This window comes from Acinetobacter sp. WCHAc010034 (genome assembly GCF_001696615.3).
Taxonomy (GTDB): Bacteria; Pseudomonadota; Gammaproteobacteria; order Pseudomonadales; family Moraxellaceae; genus Acinetobacter.
Window position 1 is genome coordinate 2,329,003 of sequence record NZ_CP032279.1, and the last position, 17,742, is coordinate 2,346,744.

General features: G+C 50.0%; 18 protein-coding genes. 12 read left to right on the plus strand and 6 right to left on the minus strand.

The features are described 5' to 3' along the window. Positions 1-70 precede the first annotated feature (70 nt). On the plus strand, positions 71-460 hold the full coding sequence (locus tag BEN74_RS12705) for a hypothetical protein (protein WP_068909668.1): 390 nt from the start codon (positions 71-73) through the stop codon (positions 458-460). A 194-nt stretch (positions 461-654) separates the two neighbouring features. Here BEN74_RS12705 and BEN74_RS12710 read toward each other — a convergent pair whose 3' ends face one another. Next, positions 655-1,281, minus strand: a complete 627-nt coding sequence (locus BEN74_RS12710; RefSeq protein WP_068909666.1) for a TetR/AcrR family transcriptional regulator — start codon at positions 1,279-1,281, stop codon at positions 655-657. Positions 1,282-1,359: 78 nt separating this feature from the next. Here BEN74_RS12710 and BEN74_RS12715 point away from each other — a divergent pair, with 78 nt between their 5' ends. Beyond that, positions 1,360-3,012, plus strand: coding sequence for an acyl-CoA dehydrogenase family protein (locus tag BEN74_RS12715; protein WP_068909664.1), 1,653 nt, complete (start codon positions 1,360-1,362; stop codon positions 3,010-3,012). Positions 3,013-3,018: 6 nt separating this feature from the next. Here BEN74_RS12715 and BEN74_RS12720 read toward each other — a convergent pair whose 3' ends face one another. Together BEN74_RS12720 and BEN74_RS12725 are read right to left on the minus strand one after the other, a co-directional pair. Then, positions 3,019-4,155 (minus strand): DUF389 domain-containing protein, encoded by a 1,137-nt coding sequence (locus BEN74_RS12720; RefSeq protein WP_068909661.1) that lies wholly within the window; start codon positions 4,153-4,155, stop codon positions 3,019-3,021. A 194-nt stretch (positions 4,156-4,349) separates the two neighbouring features. Then, the gene (locus BEN74_RS12725) at positions 4,350-4,802 is read right to left on the minus strand and encodes an Lrp/AsnC family transcriptional regulator (RefSeq protein ID WP_068909659.1); all 453 of its coding nucleotides are present in this window, start codon (positions 4,800-4,802) and stop codon (positions 4,350-4,352) included. A 151-nt stretch (positions 4,803-4,953) separates the two neighbouring features. Between BEN74_RS12725 and BEN74_RS12730 the strand changes: the two genes are divergently transcribed. Together BEN74_RS12730 and BEN74_RS12735 are read left to right on the plus strand one after the other, a co-directional pair. Beyond that, a complete protein-coding gene (locus BEN74_RS12730) occupies positions 4,954-5,568 on the plus strand; it encodes a LysE family translocator (protein WP_068909656.1) in 615 nt (204 codons plus the stop codon). A gap of 185 nt (positions 5,569-5,753) precedes the next feature. After that, positions 5,754-5,945 (plus strand): hypothetical protein, encoded by a 192-nt coding sequence (locus tag BEN74_RS12735; RefSeq protein ID WP_068909654.1) that lies wholly within the window; start codon positions 5,754-5,756, stop codon positions 5,943-5,945. Between the two features lie 4 nt (positions 5,946-5,949). On the opposite strand, the gene ptsP is transcribed toward BEN74_RS12735, so the two are convergent. Together ptsP and BEN74_RS12745 are read right to left on the minus strand one after the other, a co-directional pair. After that, positions 5,950-8,247, minus strand: coding sequence for a phosphoenolpyruvate--protein phosphotransferase (gene ptsP / locus BEN74_RS12740; protein WP_068909652.1), 2,298 nt, complete (start codon positions 8,245-8,247; stop codon positions 5,950-5,952). An 82-nt stretch (positions 8,248-8,329) separates the two neighbouring features. Next, positions 8,330-8,812, minus strand: coding sequence for an RNA pyrophosphohydrolase (locus tag BEN74_RS12745; RefSeq protein WP_068909650.1), 483 nt, complete (start codon positions 8,810-8,812; stop codon positions 8,330-8,332). Between the two features lie 183 nt (positions 8,813-8,995). Here BEN74_RS12745 and BEN74_RS12750 point away from each other — a divergent pair, with 183 nt between their 5' ends. The 4 genes from BEN74_RS12750 (at position 8,996) to BEN74_RS12765 (ending at position 11,116) form a co-directional block, all read left to right on the plus strand. Next, a complete protein-coding gene (locus BEN74_RS12750; RefSeq protein ID WP_068909648.1) occupies positions 8,996-9,646 on the plus strand; it encodes an HAD family hydrolase in 651 nt (216 codons plus the stop codon). Positions 9,647-9,747: 101 nt separating this feature from the next. Continuing rightward, positions 9,748-10,200 (plus strand): DUF2628 domain-containing protein, encoded by a 453-nt coding sequence (locus BEN74_RS12755; protein WP_068909646.1) that lies wholly within the window; start codon positions 9,748-9,750, stop codon positions 10,198-10,200. A gap of 103 nt (positions 10,201-10,303) precedes the next feature. Beyond that, entirely contained in the window at positions 10,304-10,546 is a 243-nt protein-coding gene (locus BEN74_RS12760) for a DUF2789 family protein (RefSeq protein WP_068909644.1), read from the plus strand. 66 nt (positions 10,547-10,612) lie between these two features. Further along, on the plus strand, positions 10,613-11,116 hold the full coding sequence (locus BEN74_RS12765) for a DUF2628 domain-containing protein (RefSeq protein ID WP_068909642.1): 504 nt from the start codon (positions 10,613-10,615) through the stop codon (positions 11,114-11,116). Between the two features lie 58 nt (positions 11,117-11,174). On the opposite strand, the gene ribA is transcribed toward BEN74_RS12765, so the two are convergent. Beyond that, positions 11,175-11,777 (minus strand): GTP cyclohydrolase II, encoded by a 603-nt coding sequence (ribA, locus tag BEN74_RS12770; protein WP_068909928.1) that lies wholly within the window; start codon positions 11,775-11,777, stop codon positions 11,175-11,177. A gap of 308 nt (positions 11,778-12,085) precedes the next feature. Between ribA and dxs the strand changes: the two genes are divergently transcribed. The 4 genes from dxs (at position 12,086) to BEN74_RS12785 (ending at position 17,372) form a co-directional block, all read left to right on the plus strand. Next, entirely contained in the window at positions 12,086-13,993 is a 1,908-nt protein-coding gene (gene dxs, locus BEN74_RS12775) for a 1-deoxy-D-xylulose-5-phosphate synthase (protein WP_068909639.1), read from the plus strand. Positions 13,994-14,110: 117 nt separating this feature from the next. Continuing rightward, positions 14,111-14,941, plus strand: a complete 831-nt coding sequence (locus tag BEN74_RS12780; RefSeq protein ID WP_068909637.1) for an inositol monophosphatase family protein — start codon at positions 14,111-14,113, stop codon at positions 14,939-14,941. A 104-nt stretch (positions 14,942-15,045) separates the two neighbouring features. Next, complete coding sequence (locus tag BEN74_RS19475) at positions 15,046-15,204, plus strand: hypothetical protein (protein WP_162898188.1); 159 nt, start codon at positions 15,046-15,048, stop codon at positions 15,202-15,204. Positions 15,205-15,512: 308 nt separating this feature from the next. After that, the gene (locus BEN74_RS12785) at positions 15,513-17,372 is read left to right on the plus strand and encodes a DEAD/DEAH box helicase (protein WP_068909635.1); all 1,860 of its coding nucleotides are present in this window, start codon (positions 15,513-15,515) and stop codon (positions 17,370-17,372) included. The last annotated feature ends 370 nt before the right edge of the window (positions 17,373-17,742 follow it).

Consider the following 17,742-nt stretch of genomic DNA (forward strand, 5'->3'; position numbering starts at 1 on the left):
ATTGATATAATATACAGTGCATTCTCTCATGCTGATTTAGAAAAATTCTAAAAATTGGAATTCTAATATAATGCCAAATGGTACAGGAGCTGTAGCACTCTTATTGCTGCTAATCCCTCTGAATTTTTGGTTTTCAAGAAAATTAATTGACTCAAAACATTTTTTATTTAATCTTATTCTGTTTATTAACCTCATTTTATATTTTTATATAGTAATAATTTTTTTTATTTTATTTCATTATTTAGGTGAGCTTTTATCGTATGAAAGCTTAGCATCAACCCATATGAGCCTAATAGCTGCCGGTCTTTTTGAATCAATTATTACAACCTCTTTAATTACATTAATATTCAAAGGGCAGATAAAAATGAAATATTTAAAATATATTTATTTTGTTACATTTTTTCCAGCTCTTATATTCATTCTTGCGCGTTGGATAGCTATAGGTGAATTTATATGGTAGGAATTAACCTCGGAGCAACTCTCTTTTTATTTAGTACAATTGACCTTAGATGAAATATATTAAATAAAAACAATATAAATTAATTGCTTATATTTTTAGTGTGAGCCTGAGAAATAAGGGAAAGCCCATTTGAAAAAAAATTTCTTTTTGTAAGTAGTTTTATTATGTTTTGCCAATCAAAAAGGATCTTTAAGTTAAAAAAAGCTGTTTTTATTCAAATTTAAACTTTGAAGAATCTCTCCCTCCAACATTATCCACTCTTCAAACTCTGGCTCAACCAATAATGTCTGCGACACAAAGCCATAACACACACGTTGTACATTTAAACTTATTTGCTGGAGTTGCACTTCATTTTCAATATAAGGCTCAAGAATTCTGCGCCACATCTGCACCATCATGGCATAACTTTTACGGTAACTTTCAATATTCGACACCTGTCGTTCCAGCAAAAAAGTTTGAGCCCAGAGAAACTGTCGAGTCTGAATCTGCTCAAGCTGAAAGTGAATAATCTGCTGTAAATAGCCCTCAAAAGTTAATTTTGTGGATAACTCCATCAGGTTTTGTGCATAACTTTTTAGCATTTCCGCGTTACTTTTCACATGCTGGTGAATGGTCAATGCAACTAAATCTTCCTTCTTTGAAAAGTATTCATAAAAAGTGCCTAAACCGACACCTGCCACGTCGGTAATTTCCCGAATGGTGATTTCGTGCGCATGACGCTCATGCAAAAGCCGAACAAAACTTTCCTGCAAAGCTTCTTGGGTGAGTTTAGCTCGCGACTGGCGCGGTCTACGGCGGACTTGGATCTCAGGATTCTTCATAGCACAAAGCTGAACATGGCAGACTCAATTTTTCTCTATACTGAAATGAAAAGCACAGCATAACAAGAGCAAAGTAATATGAATACGGCATGGATGACCCATCAAATCAGCAATCAGTTTGATGAACTGGAAAATTACAATCTGTTTGAAACTGATATCGTTTTACGGGAAATTCTCGCCCGTTATGGCAGTCAGGATCAGGCCAGACTCACAGAGATGGGCAAAGTCGTCGGCTCTGCGGAATATTATGATTATGCCGATCTGGCCAATAGGCATACACCTATTTTACATGCCTTCGATGCTCGCGGACGTCGTAAAGACTTTATCGAGTTTCATCCTGCATGGCATAAATGGATGGGACTGAATCGTCAGTTCGATACCCATGCACATCCGTTTAATCATTCCTATTCATCCTCAAAATGGGTCGAGTGGGCAGCACGTTTTTATTTGGCAGGGCAGGTCGAGTGTGGAAATTTGTGCCCAAACTCGATGACCTTAGGCAGTATTCCACTGATTCAACGTGAGCCTGAACTGTGGGCCAAAATCGGCGATAAGTTACTTTCGACCAAATACGATGAACGTGATATACCCATCAGCCAAAAAAAATCAATTTGGTTGGGGATGGGCATGACTGAGAAACAAGGCGGTTCGGATGTACGTGCCAATGAAACCATTGCAGTACCTGTCGCAGAGTCGGGGCGTGGACAAGCTTATTTGCTCACAGGGCATAAATGGTTTTTTTCTGCACCGATGTGTGATGCACATTTGGTGGTGGCAAAGACGGAACAAGATGGTTTGGCCTGTTTCTTTGTGCCACGTTGGCTAGAGGATGGCAGCAAGAACCCAATTCATGTGCAACGCTTGAAAGACAAAGTGGGCAACCGTAGCAACTCCAGTTCCGAAGTCGAATTTAACGACGCGTGGGGCATTATGATTGGGGAAGCGGGGCGCGGTATTCCCACCATTATAGAAATGGCGAATTACACCCGTCTGACCTGTTCTGTGGGCAGTACAGCGATGCTGCGTCAGGCTTTGGTACAGTGCATCGCTTACACCCGTCAGCGCAAAGCCTTTGGCAAACATTTAGCGCAGCAGCCTTTGATGCAAGCGGTACTGGCAGATTTAGCCTTAGAAACGGAAGCAGCGATGCAACTCAGTTTCCATCTTGCACATTGCTATGAAGCGGATGACGCATTGTCCGTAGCATGGAAACGCATTATGACCCCAGTTTCGAAGTTCTGGGTATGTAAACGTGCAGTTGAGCTGACTGGAGAGATGATGGAAGTCTTTGGGGGCAATGGCTATGTCGACAACGGCATCATGGCGCGCATTTTTAAAGAAGCACCAGTCAATACCATTTGGGAAGGCTCAGGCAATGTCATGTGTTTGGATGTGTTGCGTGCCATTAGCCGTGATGTAGAGTCGATTGAAATCTTGTTTCAAGATTTAGCATCCACCGCGATGCAAGATGACCAGTTGAAGCAAGAGCTGCAAAGTTTATTTCACTTGTTTCAGCAGACACCTGAAGAGCTGCAATTTATGGGGCGCAGTTTGGTCAGCCGTTTAGTCATTTTGGCTCAAGCAGTCCTGCTAAAGCGGCATGCACCAGACTATGTGGCTGATGGCTTTATTCAAAGCCGTTATAGTCCATTTCATGGTCGGGTTGTCGGGATGCTTGAGATGAAACAACCCGATGTAGAACGACTGCTTCATAGAGCATTTGCAGCTTAAAGCTCGTTATTGTACGGAAAGCTTTTGCGCCTCATCTTGTTCGAGTTTGACGTTGGGGCTGTCCTCAGCCTGAATAATATCAATCGGAATAAAGCGGACTTGGACAATACTTGGGTTATCGTTCAAGTCTGGCAGCAGCTTTTGATTGAGTGCTGCAATTTGCGTTGGACTAGGCGGGATATTTCCACGGATAGAGACGCGGACTAAAGTGAAATCATCTCTTTTATCGTATTGGATGGTATCAATAATATTATTGGCATGGTTCAGTTCGGTGCTAATGGTCGCTTCGGTATTGCTTTCGTACAGCCGTGTATTGAGCAGCGCATAAAAGTTGAGTGAGAGATATATCCCTAAAAGTGCCAAGAACATTAGGCTAATAGCATTGCGTTTGAGAAACTCTTTGACATTACTCTGCACTTCTTCGCTGGAACCACGTCTAAAGCCTGCAATCCAAAGGACTAAAGATGAGCTAATCTGAATGGCGAAGATGTTGGTCACTGCCAGTAAAAACGCATTGGCTGAGTTTTTCCATTCCATATGCGCAAATAAAATCCCGCTGGCCACCAAGGGCGGAACTAAAGCCGTCGCAACGGCAACGCCCACCACGGCCACAGACAGGCGAGGTGATACCGAGGCAAAAGCACCTGCTGCGCCGCCCGCTAAAGCAATCATCAAATCTAAAATGGTTGGCTGCGTGCGCGATAGAATTTCATTGGTCATGGGCAGGTCATAGTTTACTAAACCGATCACGATCCCAATGCTATAAATCATGGCAACGCCAAGGAGTAAAGTGGACAGCGCAGTTTTAAACAGCAGCCAGCGGTTATCAATTAAAGCCAAAGCAATCCCAGAAATGGGGCCTAACATCATCGCCACTAGCATCGCGCCAATCACCACCGCAGCCGAATTGGAAAGTAGTCCATAGCCTGCAATGACGGCGGCCAAGGCATTCATAATAAAAAAGGTTTTGCTGGGTAGCGCATCGGCTTGAATATTCAGTCGGACTTTTTGATGATCAATTTTTTTTGAATTTTCGCGCAAGGCCTGTTTATAACGAATTTTTTCTTTTAGAAACTCATACTTTTCTTGGTCAGGTGTATCTTTGACCACAATGGTTGCATTTTTGTCTTTTTCGAGTGGCATGGTAATGCTCTTATTTTGTATGTGATTAAGATTTAATCTAGCGCTTTTATCAGTGTAAGCAAACAAAAAAATGGTGAGGAATAATAAGATTTGCACTTAAATTCAGAGCAGGACGGATCTGCTTGAAATAGCAAAGTCATTTATAAAAAGACAGATCAATTACAGATGTTTAGCTGATTCAAAAGACTGTTTATTTAGAATAAGACACTACGATTGGAAATAATGTTTTTCATCACCATGGTGGAGATGAGACGTTGCACATTGGGCAATGCAGACAAGTGCTCATCATAGAGTTTTTGATAACTTTCCAAGTCATAGGTCACGACATGCAGCAAGTAGTCGGGGTCGCCAAAAAGCCGCTGCGCTTTCACAATTTGAGGCACTTTAAGAATTGCTTCTTCAAGGCTCAGCACTGAATCTTTATCGCCATTTTTGAGCGTCACAAAAACAATGGTGGAGAAATTCAAGCCGAGTTGGGAGATATCCAACTGTGCGCGATAGCCTTTAATGATGCCAGCGTCTTCTAGGGCTTTGACTCGCCGATGGCAAGGCGAAAGACTCAGTCCGACTTTATGGGCCAGTTCCGTAACAGATAAACGACCATCAGCTTGCAGTTCAGCAAGAATCTTCTTATCAATTTTATCCATGTGGAAGAATCTCCCTTTTTTAGGCGTTACTGCACAAATATTTGAAAGCACATTTTAGAGCCTAAAGGATATCCTTTCAAAATTATTTGATGCAGATCATTTTTTGTTTGGGTCAAAGCTCAAAAACGATGATGGATAAGAGAGGAAAGGGATGTCACTGAATATTTTGATTGCATTTTGGGGTGTTTCTATCCTGTTTGTGATGACGCCAGGTATAGATTGGGCCTATGCCATTTCGTCGGGAATACAAGGCAAAAGAGTCTTGCCTGCGGTGACTGGTTTATTAACAGGGCATTTGATGGCAGCACTCATTGTTGCGGCGGGTGTGGGCACATTGGTGACCAGTCAGCCCGTATTACTTCAAGTGCTCACGGGTGTTGGGGCTGTTTATTTGCTGTGGATGGGGCTGAGTCTGTCGATGCGTCCTGCGAGTATTAGCAGCGATCAGATTGCCATCGCATCTTCAAAGTCATGGTACATTCGAGGGGTTTACTTGAGTGGCTTAAACCCGAAAGTTCTGCTGCTATTTTTAGCTTTATTGCCACCCTTTATCGACCCGCAAGCTTCTTTATCGCCAACGTCACAAATTGTTTTATTGGCGGGGATTCACCTTATGAGTTGTGCGGCCGTTTATTTCTTGGTGGGATTTAGTGCGCAAAAAGTTTTGGGGACGCGTCCACAAGCAGCGAAGGTGGTCAGTCGAGTGTCAGGGGCATTGATGATGTTGATTGCAATGATTTTATTGTTAGAACAGTTTTATTTCTAAGCGGCCTTTCAAGTCCATGGATCAAAGGCAATGCAAAATAAAGCATTGCTTTGATCTGAAATTGAATTGAAAAATAGCGGATGAGTCAGGCATGAGTCCATCCAAAACCGCTTGTAATCTGTCCTAAAAGGCGTAAACTTTCTACCGCATCATCAGCGAGATGATCACATCAACAGGGTGAAAAAATGGCAAAGAAGAAAGCTGAGCCAAAAGTTGTGATTCACAACTTCGTGGCTAAACACATGCATGAAGTCAACCAAAGCCAAGTCTTTACAGACCGGAAGAAAAATGCAAAACGCGGCTATGACAAGCACAAAAAAGGGAGATATTCAGATGATTATCTCCCTTTTTTAATGCCGTTATTTTGCGGCCTATAGGCGCTTAAGCACTGATAATCCGGGTTGAAGCTTTCACCATATCCCCCAGGCCGTGGGTCTTGAAATAATATTCCATCCAGCTTTTCACCATCAGCGGGCTGCTCATTTTCAGCACGCGCTCCAGCTGCTCCTGCGCATCACTCATCGGCACATGGCAAATCGCCTTGCGCACGCGCAAAATATTGCTGGAACTCATCGACAGGGTATTGAAGCCCATCGCCATCAGCAGCACCGCAGACAGCGGGTCGCCGGCCATTTCGCCGCAAATGCTGACCGGCTTATCGTATTTATGGCATTCCTGCACCAGGCGCGTCAGCGCGCGCAGCACGGCAGGGTGCAGATGCGAATAGACATTGGCAACCCGCGGGTTGTTGCGGTCTACCGCCAGAAGATACTGGGTTAAGTCATTCGAGCCGACAGAAAAGAAATCCACCAGTTCCGAAAACTCTTCAATCTGCAGCAGCACGCTGGGCACTTCCACCATAATGCCGATTTTCGGCTTGGTGATTTTCACCTGCTCTTCTTCCTGCACCGCCTGCCAGTCGCGGTCTAGCAGGTACAGCGCTTCTTCCACTTCGCTGACGCTGGTCACCATCGGCAGCAGGATATGCAGGTTGTTCAGGCCGATGCTGGCTTTCAGCATGGCGCGGATCTGTGAAGAGAAAATTTCCGGATGATCCAGCGTAAAGCGGATGCCGCGCCAGCCCAGTGCGGAGTTTTCTTCCTCAATGGAAAAATACGGCAAGTCTTTGTCTGCGCCGATATCCAGCGTGCGCATCACCACCGGCTTATTGGCGAAGTGGCTCAGCTGCTGGCGGTAAATCAGGCGCTGCTCTTCCTCGCCGGGAAAGCGGTCGCGCAGCATGAACGGAATTTCAGAGCGGTAAAGGCCCACGCCTTTGGCGCCGCGCTGCACGCCGCGCACCACATCTATCATCAGGCCGGTGTTGACGTACAGCTTGACCGCGACCCCATCAGGGGTAATGGCGTCTTTGGTTTCATACTGTTTTAAGTCTTTGGCAATCTGCTCTTCTTCTTTTTGAATCTCTTTGTAGCGGGTGCGCAGGCGCCGCGGCGGATTGATGAACACGCGGCCCTGATGCGCATCGACAATCATTTCCACGTCATCCAGGGTGTTGATCGGCAGTTCAGTCACGCCGACTACGGTCGGAATGCCCAATGCGCGCGCAACAATCACCATATGCGAGTTCATTGCGCCTTCGGTGGTGACAATGGCGGCGATTTTATCCACCGGCAATTCCACCAGCGCCGCCGTGGAAATTTCTTCGCCGATTAAAATGCTTTCATCGGTCAGTTCGCGGTGGCCGGAATCGGCTTCCTGCAGGAAGGCCAGAATCCGGCGGCCCAGATCCTTCAGGTCGGCCACCCGCTCGCGCAGGTAGTCATCTTCCATCTGCGCAAACAGGGCAATGTGCTTGTCAATGACATTGCGCACCGCGCCTTGCGCCCAGTTGCCGTCGCGGATTTCCGCCTTGATTTCGGCCGGCAAGGCATTTTCATCCAGCATGCGCAAAAACACGCTGAACAGGGCGCGCTCTTCCGCCATTAAGGCGTCCTGCATTTTGTCGTCCAGCGACTGGATTTCCTGGCGCACCGCATTCAGGGAATGATCCAGCAGTTCCAGCTCTTCGCTGATGTCATCGGCTTCACGGTCAGGAACCGCGGCCAGGTCTGCAGGCGGGTAGAGGATGACGGCGCGGCCAATCGCAATGCCGCCGGAACCGGAGATGCCCTGAAACGTTTTATAGGTCGGCAGGCTGCTCTGCTTGCGGAATACGTCAATATTGCCCACGGCATGCGCATGCGCGATGACGCCGGACAGCTGCGCGCAGAGGGTCACTAAAAAGGATTCCGCCGCTTCGCTGAAATCCTGCGATTCTTTATTCTGCACCACTAAAACGCCCATGACTTTGCGGCGGTACATGACCGGCACGCCCAGAAAGGAGTTGTAAATTTCTTCGCCGGTTTCCGGCAGGTACAGGAAGCGCTCATGCTTCGGCGCATTGTCCAGATTGACAATTTCTTCGCGCTGGCCGACAAGGCCAACCAGGCCTTCGCTGGTGTGCAGCGAGACATGGCCGACCGATTCAGGGTTCAGGCCCTTTGACGCCATCAGCAGGTAGCGCTGGTTGCGCTCATCCAGCAGGTAGATGGAGCAGACATCAACATGCATGGCTTCAGCCACCTGATTGACCATGATGTCTAAAGATTCATGCAGGCTGGCCGACGCATTAATCTCTTGGACAATGCGCCTCAAGGTGTCCAGCTGCATATTTGACATCGTGCCTGCTCCTAAAAAATGAGTTATCCGCTTTAGTTATATCAATAGACGGCGCAAAAATCTGCACCTTAAATGCGATTTTTCAAGGTTTTTTTGCCGGCAGCTGGCTGCACAGCTCGACCATGGCCTTGCGGTAGACATCGCGCTTGAAATTCACCACCTGGCCGAGCGGGTACCAGTAGCTGACCCACTGCCACTGGTCAAATTCAGGCGGATCGGACAGATCCAGCTGAATATGCTGCGCTGAAGCGGTCAGCTTCAGCAGGAACCATTTCTGTTTCTGACCAATGCATACCGGATCAGAATCCGGGCGTATATATCGATTCGGCAAACGATAACGCAGCCAACCTTTAGTTTGCGCGATAATCTGGACGTGTTCGGGCAATAAGCCGACTTCTTCCCTCAGCTCACGGAAAAGCGCCTGTTCGGGGGTTTCGCCATGCTGAATACCTCCTTGCGGAAATTGCCATGCATTGTGACCAATGCGTTTTGCCCATAAAACCTGTCCAGCCTCGTTTGCCAAAATGATCCCGACATTCGGCCGGAAACCTTCTGAGTCGATCATTTGGCTACCTAAATATTGTGTAATTTATGACTTTGCATCCGGGGATTGTTATTTCTGCATCCAGCTCGGAAAATGCAAAGTGTAAATAATGTTAAAATTGCTATGATCTTAACGAATTTCTATCGACTAGCGGAGATAGATTTACAATTTTTTTCTTAAATTTCAGCTTTTACGAGTATTTTCATGAAATTGGCGCTCTTTGACCTTGATCACACCTTATTAAATACAGATTCAGACCACTCATGGGGGGAATTTCTGGTCAATGAAGGCCTGGTTGACCCAGTCCGCCACCGCGCCATGAATGATAAATTTTATGAAGACTACAAGGCCGGGCAGCTCGACCCGATTGCCTATAACGAATTCGTATTTGAGTTTTTGACCCAGCATGAAAATGCTTACCTGACCGAGCTGCATCAGCGCTTTATGCAGAAAGTCATCCGCCCGCAAATGCGCCCGGAAGGCTTTAAGGCCATTCAGCGCCATCAGCAGGCAGGGCATGCTTTGGTCGGCATTACCGCAACCTCGGACTTTATTACCGCGCCGATTTTCCGCGAGTTCGGCATTACGGAAATCATCGCCACCAATGCCGAAGTCGCGGACGGCAAATACACCGGCAAGGTGATCAATACCCCTTGCTACCAGAAAGGCAAGCTGGCGCGCCTGGATCAGTGGCTGCAGGGCCGCGCTGTGGCTGAATCCTGGGCCTATTCAGACTCCATCAATGACCGTTTCTTGCTGGAGCATGCAGACCACGCCATAGCGGTCTGCCCGGATGAGCGCCTGGAAGCCTTGGCCAAGGCGCAGGGCTGGGAAATTCAGGACTGGTCGATTTAAGCGCAGCAGGCCGAAGCTGCCCCGCAGCGCCGGCAAATTGAACAGGCCACCGCGCAGCTCTGCGCCGTGGCTGCCATAACACAGAGAAGGCGGATTTCAACATGAATGCGGACGCATCAAAAACACAGCTGCTGGCAGCTTTTATCGGGCCGCGCGCGCAGGCCTATTTGCCGGCCGATGGAAAGAAAAATGCATTCAGCTGGGAGGGCCTGATTTTCGGCGCATACTGGCTGCTGTACCGGAAAATGTACGCTTACTTTTTTGTCACCGTTGTTTTCGCCATATTCATTGGCCTTGTGGCCCAGATTATCGGCGTGCCGGTGCAGAATGCGGCGTGGCTGGGCTTTCTGCCGAATATCGCCATAGGCTGCATGGGCAAGCGCTTGTATGCGGAATTTGCTGCGCAGAAAGTCAAGGCCTATCAGCGCGATCCTAAATACAGCGCGGAAGTGTTTGCGGAGGCGGGCGGAGTATCGTGGAGCATGCCGCTGCTGTGGCTGTTTACCCAGACCGTAGCTGTGCTGATGCTGAGCATGCCGTTCCTGAAATATTAAGCGCCAATTTTGGGAATTGAGTGCGGCGGACTTCCATGCTATATCCTTTAGGGAAGAATAAAAGCTGCCGGGCAGCCAAGATCATCCAAGGGGGAGAAAAGCCATGCGTGTACGTCCAAGAATGACCAATCTTTTTGAGCAGCTGGGCCTGGACTCCAGTGAAGGCGCGATAGAGCTGTTTATTGCAACGCATCAGCTGTGCGCGCAGACCAAAATCACCGAAGCGGATTACTGGACAGATGCGCAGCGCCAGTTTTTAGCTGAAAAAATCAAGTCGGATGGCGAGTGGGCGATTATTGTCGATCAGCTGAATGAATCGCTGCATGAAGATTCGGTGCTGCGGTAGCGGCGCTTAACCGCGCAGCGCCAGCCGCCTGCAGGGCTTTAATAATAAAAATAATAGGAAGAAGCAATGAATCAGAATCAAGGCGCCTGGACGCCGCCGGGTATTGAATCCGCCGCGCAGCCGGGCCGGCAGGCCAGTCAGGAGCATCTGATGGCTTTGTTTGTCGGGGAAAAATATCAGCGCTATTATCAGGCCAGGTTTGCAGCAATCACGCCGAAAAAGCTGCTGTCCGGCTTCAATATCGGGGCATTTTTCTTTGGCGTGATCTGGCTGTTTTACCGCAAAATGTATCTGTACGGTTTCGCGGCGCTGGGTCTGATCATTGCGGTCAGCCTGATTGAAATTGCGCTGGAAGTTGAAGGCCATGGCTCCGGCATCGGGCTGGCGGTTTTTTTCGGCCTGATGTCGAACAGCCTGTATAAGCATTTTGCCGAACGGAAAATCGCAGCCATCCAGCGCCAGGCGCCGGCCTATGCCGAAGATCATATCCGCGCAGCCGGCGGCACCAGTATCGGCGCGGCTTTGGGCCTGATTGCCGCGGCGGCCGTTTTTGCCCTGCTGAGCCTTTAGCCGGCCCAGCCGCTGCGCGCGGCTGGGGGAATTTCCAGCCTTTAGTCAACGCATCAGCTTAAAAGTCATCCTGCTCATACATATGCGACATGCGCTCATGCTTGGTCTTCAAATACTGTTCATTGAACGGATTCAAGCCGACGGTTAACGGCACGCGGTCAACCACATTGATGCCCTGTTCGGTCAAGGCTTTAATTTTCAGCGGATTGTTGGTGATTAAGCGGACTTCCTTAACCTGCAGGTGATCCAGCATGATGGTGCACATGTCATAGCGCCGCGCGTCCGCCGGCAGATTCAGCATTAAATTGGCGTCTACCGTGTCATGGCCCTGATCCTGCAGCGCATAGGCGCGGATTTTATTGGTCAGGCCGATGCCGCGCCCTTCCTGGCGCAGGTACAGGATCACGCCCTGGCCGGCTTCATTAATCAGCTTCTGCGTGGCCTGCAGCTGCGGGCCGCAGTCGCATTTCAGCGAGGCGAAGGCGTCGCCGGTCAGGCATTCGGAGTGAATGCGCACCAGCACCGGCCCGGCCGGAGGCGCATCCAGCCCTTTAGAGAGTGCCACATGTTCTTCGCCGGTTTTAGGGTCTTGAAATACCGTAATTTTAAATTCACCGAATGCGGTAGGCAGTCTGGAGGTTGCGACAAATTCTATAGGCACAGTCAAACCCGTTTCTTCATGCATAAATTGACTAAAGTATAGCGTAATGCTTGGGCATTGGCAGAATTGCGGCCATGAATTTATGCAGAACATTTTCTTTTTTGTATAAAGCGAACGATAATAGTTGATAAACAGTAAGATTATTCAGGATAATCTCCACCATTCAACAAACACCCGGTTTTGAGTGCTGTTCAAAATTGCAACGCTAGAAATATGGCTGATTGCAGGTGATACAATCCGAAGATATGATCGGATATCCATTTGACCTAGCTTAGGATTTGCCAGGCTTTAGAAGGCTTTGCCATATTATGCTGTATACAGAAATACCGTCTCAACGTCCGAATACACCGCTGCTGGATCGCATTGATCATCCGCAGCAGCTCCGTTTGCTTGAACGCAGTCAGCTTGAGCAGGTGGCGGATGAGCTGCGTCAATTCATTTTGTATGCGGCCGGGCAAAGCGGCGGGCACTTCGGCGCGAACTTAGGCGTAATTGAGCTGACCGTTGCGCTGCATTACTGCTTCAACACACCGCATGACCGCTTAATCTGGGATGTCGGCCATCAGGCCTATCCGCATAAGGCCCTGACTGGGCGCCGCGAGCAGCTGGTGACCATCCGCTCGCAGGGCGGCCTGGCGGCTTTTCCTGCGCGTGACGAATCTGAATTTGACACCTTTGGCGTGGGGCACTCATCCACCGCAATTTCCGCCGGCCTTGGCATGTCCCTGGCGCGGCGCTATCAGAAAGACCCGTGCGATGTGGTGGCGATTGCCGGCGACGGCGCCATGACTGCAGGCATGGCTTTCGAAGCCATGAATGATGCGGTTGCGCACAATGCCGACATTATTGTGGTGCTGAATGACAATGACATGTCCATTTCCTGCAGCACCGGCGGCTTCGCCAAGCATCTGGCTTCAATTTGGGAAAGCGGCCAGTCGGTGAATATTTCAGATGAAGGCGAAGCCTATGTGCAGCCGCATCCGGAATGGGCCTACAATTCGCGCCAGCACAGCGCAGCCACGGACGCCGCCGATAATTTATTCAAAGCCATCGGCTTTGACTATTTTGGCCCATTTGACGGCCATGACGTCAATCAGCTGGCGCAGGTCTTTCAGGCGCTGAAAAAGCGTTCCGGCCCGCGCCTGATCCATGTCTATACCAAAAAAGGCAAGGGCTTTGCCCCGGCCGAAGCCGATCAGATCAAATATCACGCCATCAGCAAAATCAACGCGCCGGCAGCAGTTCAGACAGCGCCGAAATATTCCGATGTGTTCGGCCAGTGGCTGTGCGATCAGGCTGCGCAGGATGAGCGCCTGCTGGCGATTACCCCGGCAATGTGCGAAGGCTCGGGCATGGTGAAATTCGCCCGGCAGTATCCGGAGCGCTTTTTTGATGTGGCGATTGCCGAGCAGCATGCGGTGACTTTGGCTGCCGGCATGGCCTGTGAGGGCTTGAAGCCGGTTGTGGCGATTTACTCGACCTTCCTGCAGCGCGGCTATGACCAGCTGGTGCATGATGTTGCCCTGCAGAATCTGGATGTCACCTTCGGCATTGACCGCGCAGGGCTGGTTGGCGAAGACGGCCCGACGCATGCCGGCGCCTATGACTACGCCTATATGCGCACCATTCCGAATATGGTGATTATGGCGCCTAAAGATGAAAACGAATGCCGCCAGATGCTGCATACCGCCTACCTGCATAACGGCCCGGCTGCGGTGCGCTATCCGCGCGGCAACGGCTTGGGCGTGCAGGTGCACAGCCAGCTGACGGCGATGGAAATCGGCAAGGCGGAAGTGCTGGCGCTGCTGAATGAGCAGCATGAAGACTGCATTTCCATTCTGGCTTTCGGCAGCCGCGTGCAGCCGGCTTTAGAGGCCGCGCAGGCTTTCGCTGCCCGGCATGAAGCCGCCGTGCGCGTGGTCAATATGCGCTACGTCAAGCCGCTGGATGAACAGCTGCTGGATGACATTGCCGACAGCACCGCGCTGTTTGTAACCGTGGAAGAGCATGCGGTGATGGGCGGTGCAGGCAGCGCAGTGAATGAATATCTGGCCAAAGCGCAAATCGTGAAGCCGGTCTGCAATCTGGGTCTGGATGACACTTTCATGCAGCAGGCTGCCCACAGCCAGATGCTGCGCCAGGCAGGCCTGGACGCGCAAGGCATTGAAAAATCAATTGAACAGGCCTGGCTGAAAGTCATGCATACGGCGCCCTAAGCCGCTTCTGAATTTTAGAAACATTTTTTTCCCCTAAAAGCCCGGATATTTGCTAAAATATGCGGGCTTTTATGCATTATTCTTTATCAGTGTCTTCAAATTTGTAGTGGGTGTTCAATGGAACCTATGGTGGTGATGGCTGCGCGTGCGGCTCAATTAGTTGGTCAAGAGCTTTTAAAAGCGCATCAGAATCGTCATAAGCTCGATCTGCAAGTCGAAGAAAAAGGCATAGACGGCCCGGTAACGCGCGTAGACCGCTACCTGGAACAGCTGACTATCGACACCCTGCGCAAAAGCTATAAGAACCACAGCTTCCTGGGCGAAGAGTTTGGCATGCAGGAAGGCAAGGGCCACGACGCCGACTGGTGCTGGGTGATTGACCCGCTTGACGGCACCCTGAACTTCATTAACGGCTTCCCGCATTTCTGCGTCTCTATTGCTGTTCAGCACAAAGGCGTAACGCAGCACGGCGTAATTTATGACCCGGTAAAAGACGAACTGTTCTCTGCCAGCCGCGGCCGCGGCGCAATGATGAACCAGCGCCGCATCCGGGTAAATGTGAAAGACAGCCTGGAAAAAACCTTTATCGGCGTGGGCCATGCTTACCGCGCTAAACGCGGCGGTGAAATTGTTTCCTATGCGAAAAATCATTTTGAATCATTATTGAACGTGACTGAAGCGGGCGCGCAATTCCGCCGCTCAGGCTCCGCAGCTCTGGATCTGGCCTATGTGGCTGCCGGCCGTTTGGACGGCTACTTCGAGCTGGGCTTAAAGCCTTGGGATATCGCAGCCGGTGAACTGATTGTGAAAGAAGCGGGCGGCACAGTGGTTGATGCGCGCGGCGGCTCAAATTCTATGGACAATGGCCAAGTGGTTGCCTGCTCCATGAAAATGCTGAAGCCTTTGATGCAGGCGGTTGTTCCAGCCTGGGGCGACGCTGCCAAGTAAGCTTCCGGCTTAAGCCGTCTGAATTTATGAAAACCCTCATGCGTGAGGGTTTTTTTATGCATCCGGCAGCCTGGAAATAGCCTCAAAACGGATGCCGGCGGATCATGCAGCCGGAAAAACACCCCGTGAATGAATTTCAGCAGGTAAAGAAAGGCTTGAATGCCGGCCGGCAGCGCTGGAAAACTTTTCTGGATGGTCAAAAAAACCAAGCGGAAACCCGCATTTATTCAGTATTTGAGAAAATATTGCAGCAATCTGACTAAAATAGGTGACTTTTTAAAATATCCTGCTATAATCCGCCCACGCACTAAATTTCGTTCATTACCTGAACATTCTCTTCTATCATTGTGTATGCGCGTCCGGTCCAAAGAGAGGACATTATTTCGCGCCCCACCCAATCGCTTAAGCGATTCCTTCAGGTTGCGGCTGTAATCAAATGTGCGTTATACGCATCGTCGTTCTCGGATCGCCGCTGATTCTATATTTTCAGCGATTATTGCTGTGCCGCTTTTTGCCGATGTCCAACAGACCATATATTTAATGGAGCACCCACATTAGGGTGAATATCTCTATGAGCAAAACTTTTGCTGATTTTTCTTTAGACGAGTCGCTGCAACAAGCGCTTGAGACTCTTGGTTTTACTGCACCTACTCCTGTGCAAGAACAATCTATTCCTGCGGCTTTAGAAGGCAAAGACCTTTTAGTATCAAGCCAGACAGGTTCAGGTAAAACTGCAGCTTTCTTACTCCCTACACTGAACGCTTTAGCGGGTCAGGAAACTTTCGTGCCGTTTAAAGAGCGCATGAAAGCTGTTACTCAGCCTTCTATTCTGGTGATTTCGCCAACGCGTGAGCTTGCGCAGCAAGTTTGCCAGGACGCGATTGCATTTGTACGCCACATGAAAGGCGTGCGTGTAGCAGCGATCATGGGCGGCATGCCTTTCGGCAAGCAAATCCAGCAGCTTAAAGGCGCGCAAGTTGTTGTTGCGACTCCGGGCCGTTTGCTTGACCTGGTTAACCGCCGTCAAATCAAGCTGGATAAAGTTGAATCCCTTATCGTGGATGAAGCTGACCGCATGCTTGACCTGGGCTTCTCTGAAGACCTTGAAGCGATCAGCGACTTGGCTGCAAACCGCAAGCAGACTTTAATGTTCTCTGCAACATTCGCGCCGCGCATCATCAACCTTGCTGAGCGCATGATGAATGATCCGCAGCGTATTGCGATTGAAACCGGCCATTCTACAAATACTGACATTACCCAGACTTTGCACTGGACTGACGGTTTTGAGCACAAGAAGAAACTGCTGACGCACTGGTTAAGTGAAGAAGATCTGGATCAGGCTGTAGTTTTCGCTTCAACTCAGGAAGATACAGACATGCTGGCTGAAGAGCTTGCAGAAGCTGGCCTTTCAGTTGTAGCGCTGCATGGCGCGATGCCGCAGACTGTGCGTAACCGCCGCCTGCGCAGCATCCGTGAAGGCCGTGCAAAAATCCTGGTTGCGACTGACGTTGCAGCGCGCGGCCTTGACGTGCCGACAATTTCCCACGTAATCAACTTCGGCCTTCCGATGAAGAACGAAGACTACGTGCACCGTATTGGCCGTACTGGCCGTGCTGGCCGTACCGGTAAAGCGATCACTTTAGCGACTTACCGCGAACGCGGCAAAATCCGCGCTTTAGAAGATTACCTGGATGCGCGTTTAGAAGTATCTGAAATTGAAGGCCTTGAGCCGTCTCCGCCGCCAGCGCGCGGTGGCCGTGATGGCGGCGGCCGTGGCCGTAATGGCGGTGGCCGTGGCCGTGACGGCGGTCGTGGCGGTTTTGGCGGCGGTCGCCGTTTTGAAGGCGAAAGCAACTTCAAGCGCCGCGAAGGCGGTGATGACCGTCCGCGCCGCAGCTACGATGACAAGCCGCGCGGTGAACGCCCTGCATTCGGCGAAGACCGTCCGCGCCGCGAGTTCAACTCAGACCGTCCGCGCCGTGAAGGCGGTTTCGGCGACCGTCCGCAGCGTTCTTTCGATGACCGTCCAAAGCGCGACTTCGGCGACCGTCCGCAGCGTTCTTTTGATGACCGTCCAAAGCGCGACTTCGGCGACCGTCCGCAGCGCTCTTTCGATGACCGTCCAAAGCGTGACTTCGGCGACCGTCCGCGCCGCGAAGGCGGGTTCAATGACAAGCCGCGTTTTGATTCAAATGATGACAACCGCGGCAACCGCGTAGACTACAAGCCGCGCCGCGAAGGCAGCTTCGGCGACCGTCCGAAGCGCGACTTCGGTGACCGTCCTGCGCCGCGCCGTGACGGCGGTTTCGGTGACCGTCCTAAGCGTTCATTCGGCGGTGAAGACCGTCCGCGCCGCAGCTTTGATGACAAGCCGCGCGGTGAGCGCCCAGCGTTCGGTGAAGACCGTCCGCGCCGCAAATTTAACGACTAAATTTTAAATTTAGCCTTGAATTGAAAAAACCGGTGTTTACACCGGTTTTTTTATGGGCGCTGGTTTTACCTTTTGAAATAAAAATGTATACTGGTTCAAGTTTTTGGCGTTTACTGATAATTATGCAAAGCCCACCTATTTCCCTAAGAAAAACAGCTCTGTACGAGGTGCTTATGCCCTACATCGGTTTGACTTTATTTTTATGCAATCTGATTTACTATGTGTACAATTATTTTGGCTAAGCGCCAGCTGAACTGAGCGCAGCCATTCAGAACAATACAAAAATAACCGCAAGATCTTTCCAAACGGCAAAAAACTGTTTACGCGGAATGGTAACATTTTGAGCTTTAATCCTTTATAGTATGCATGC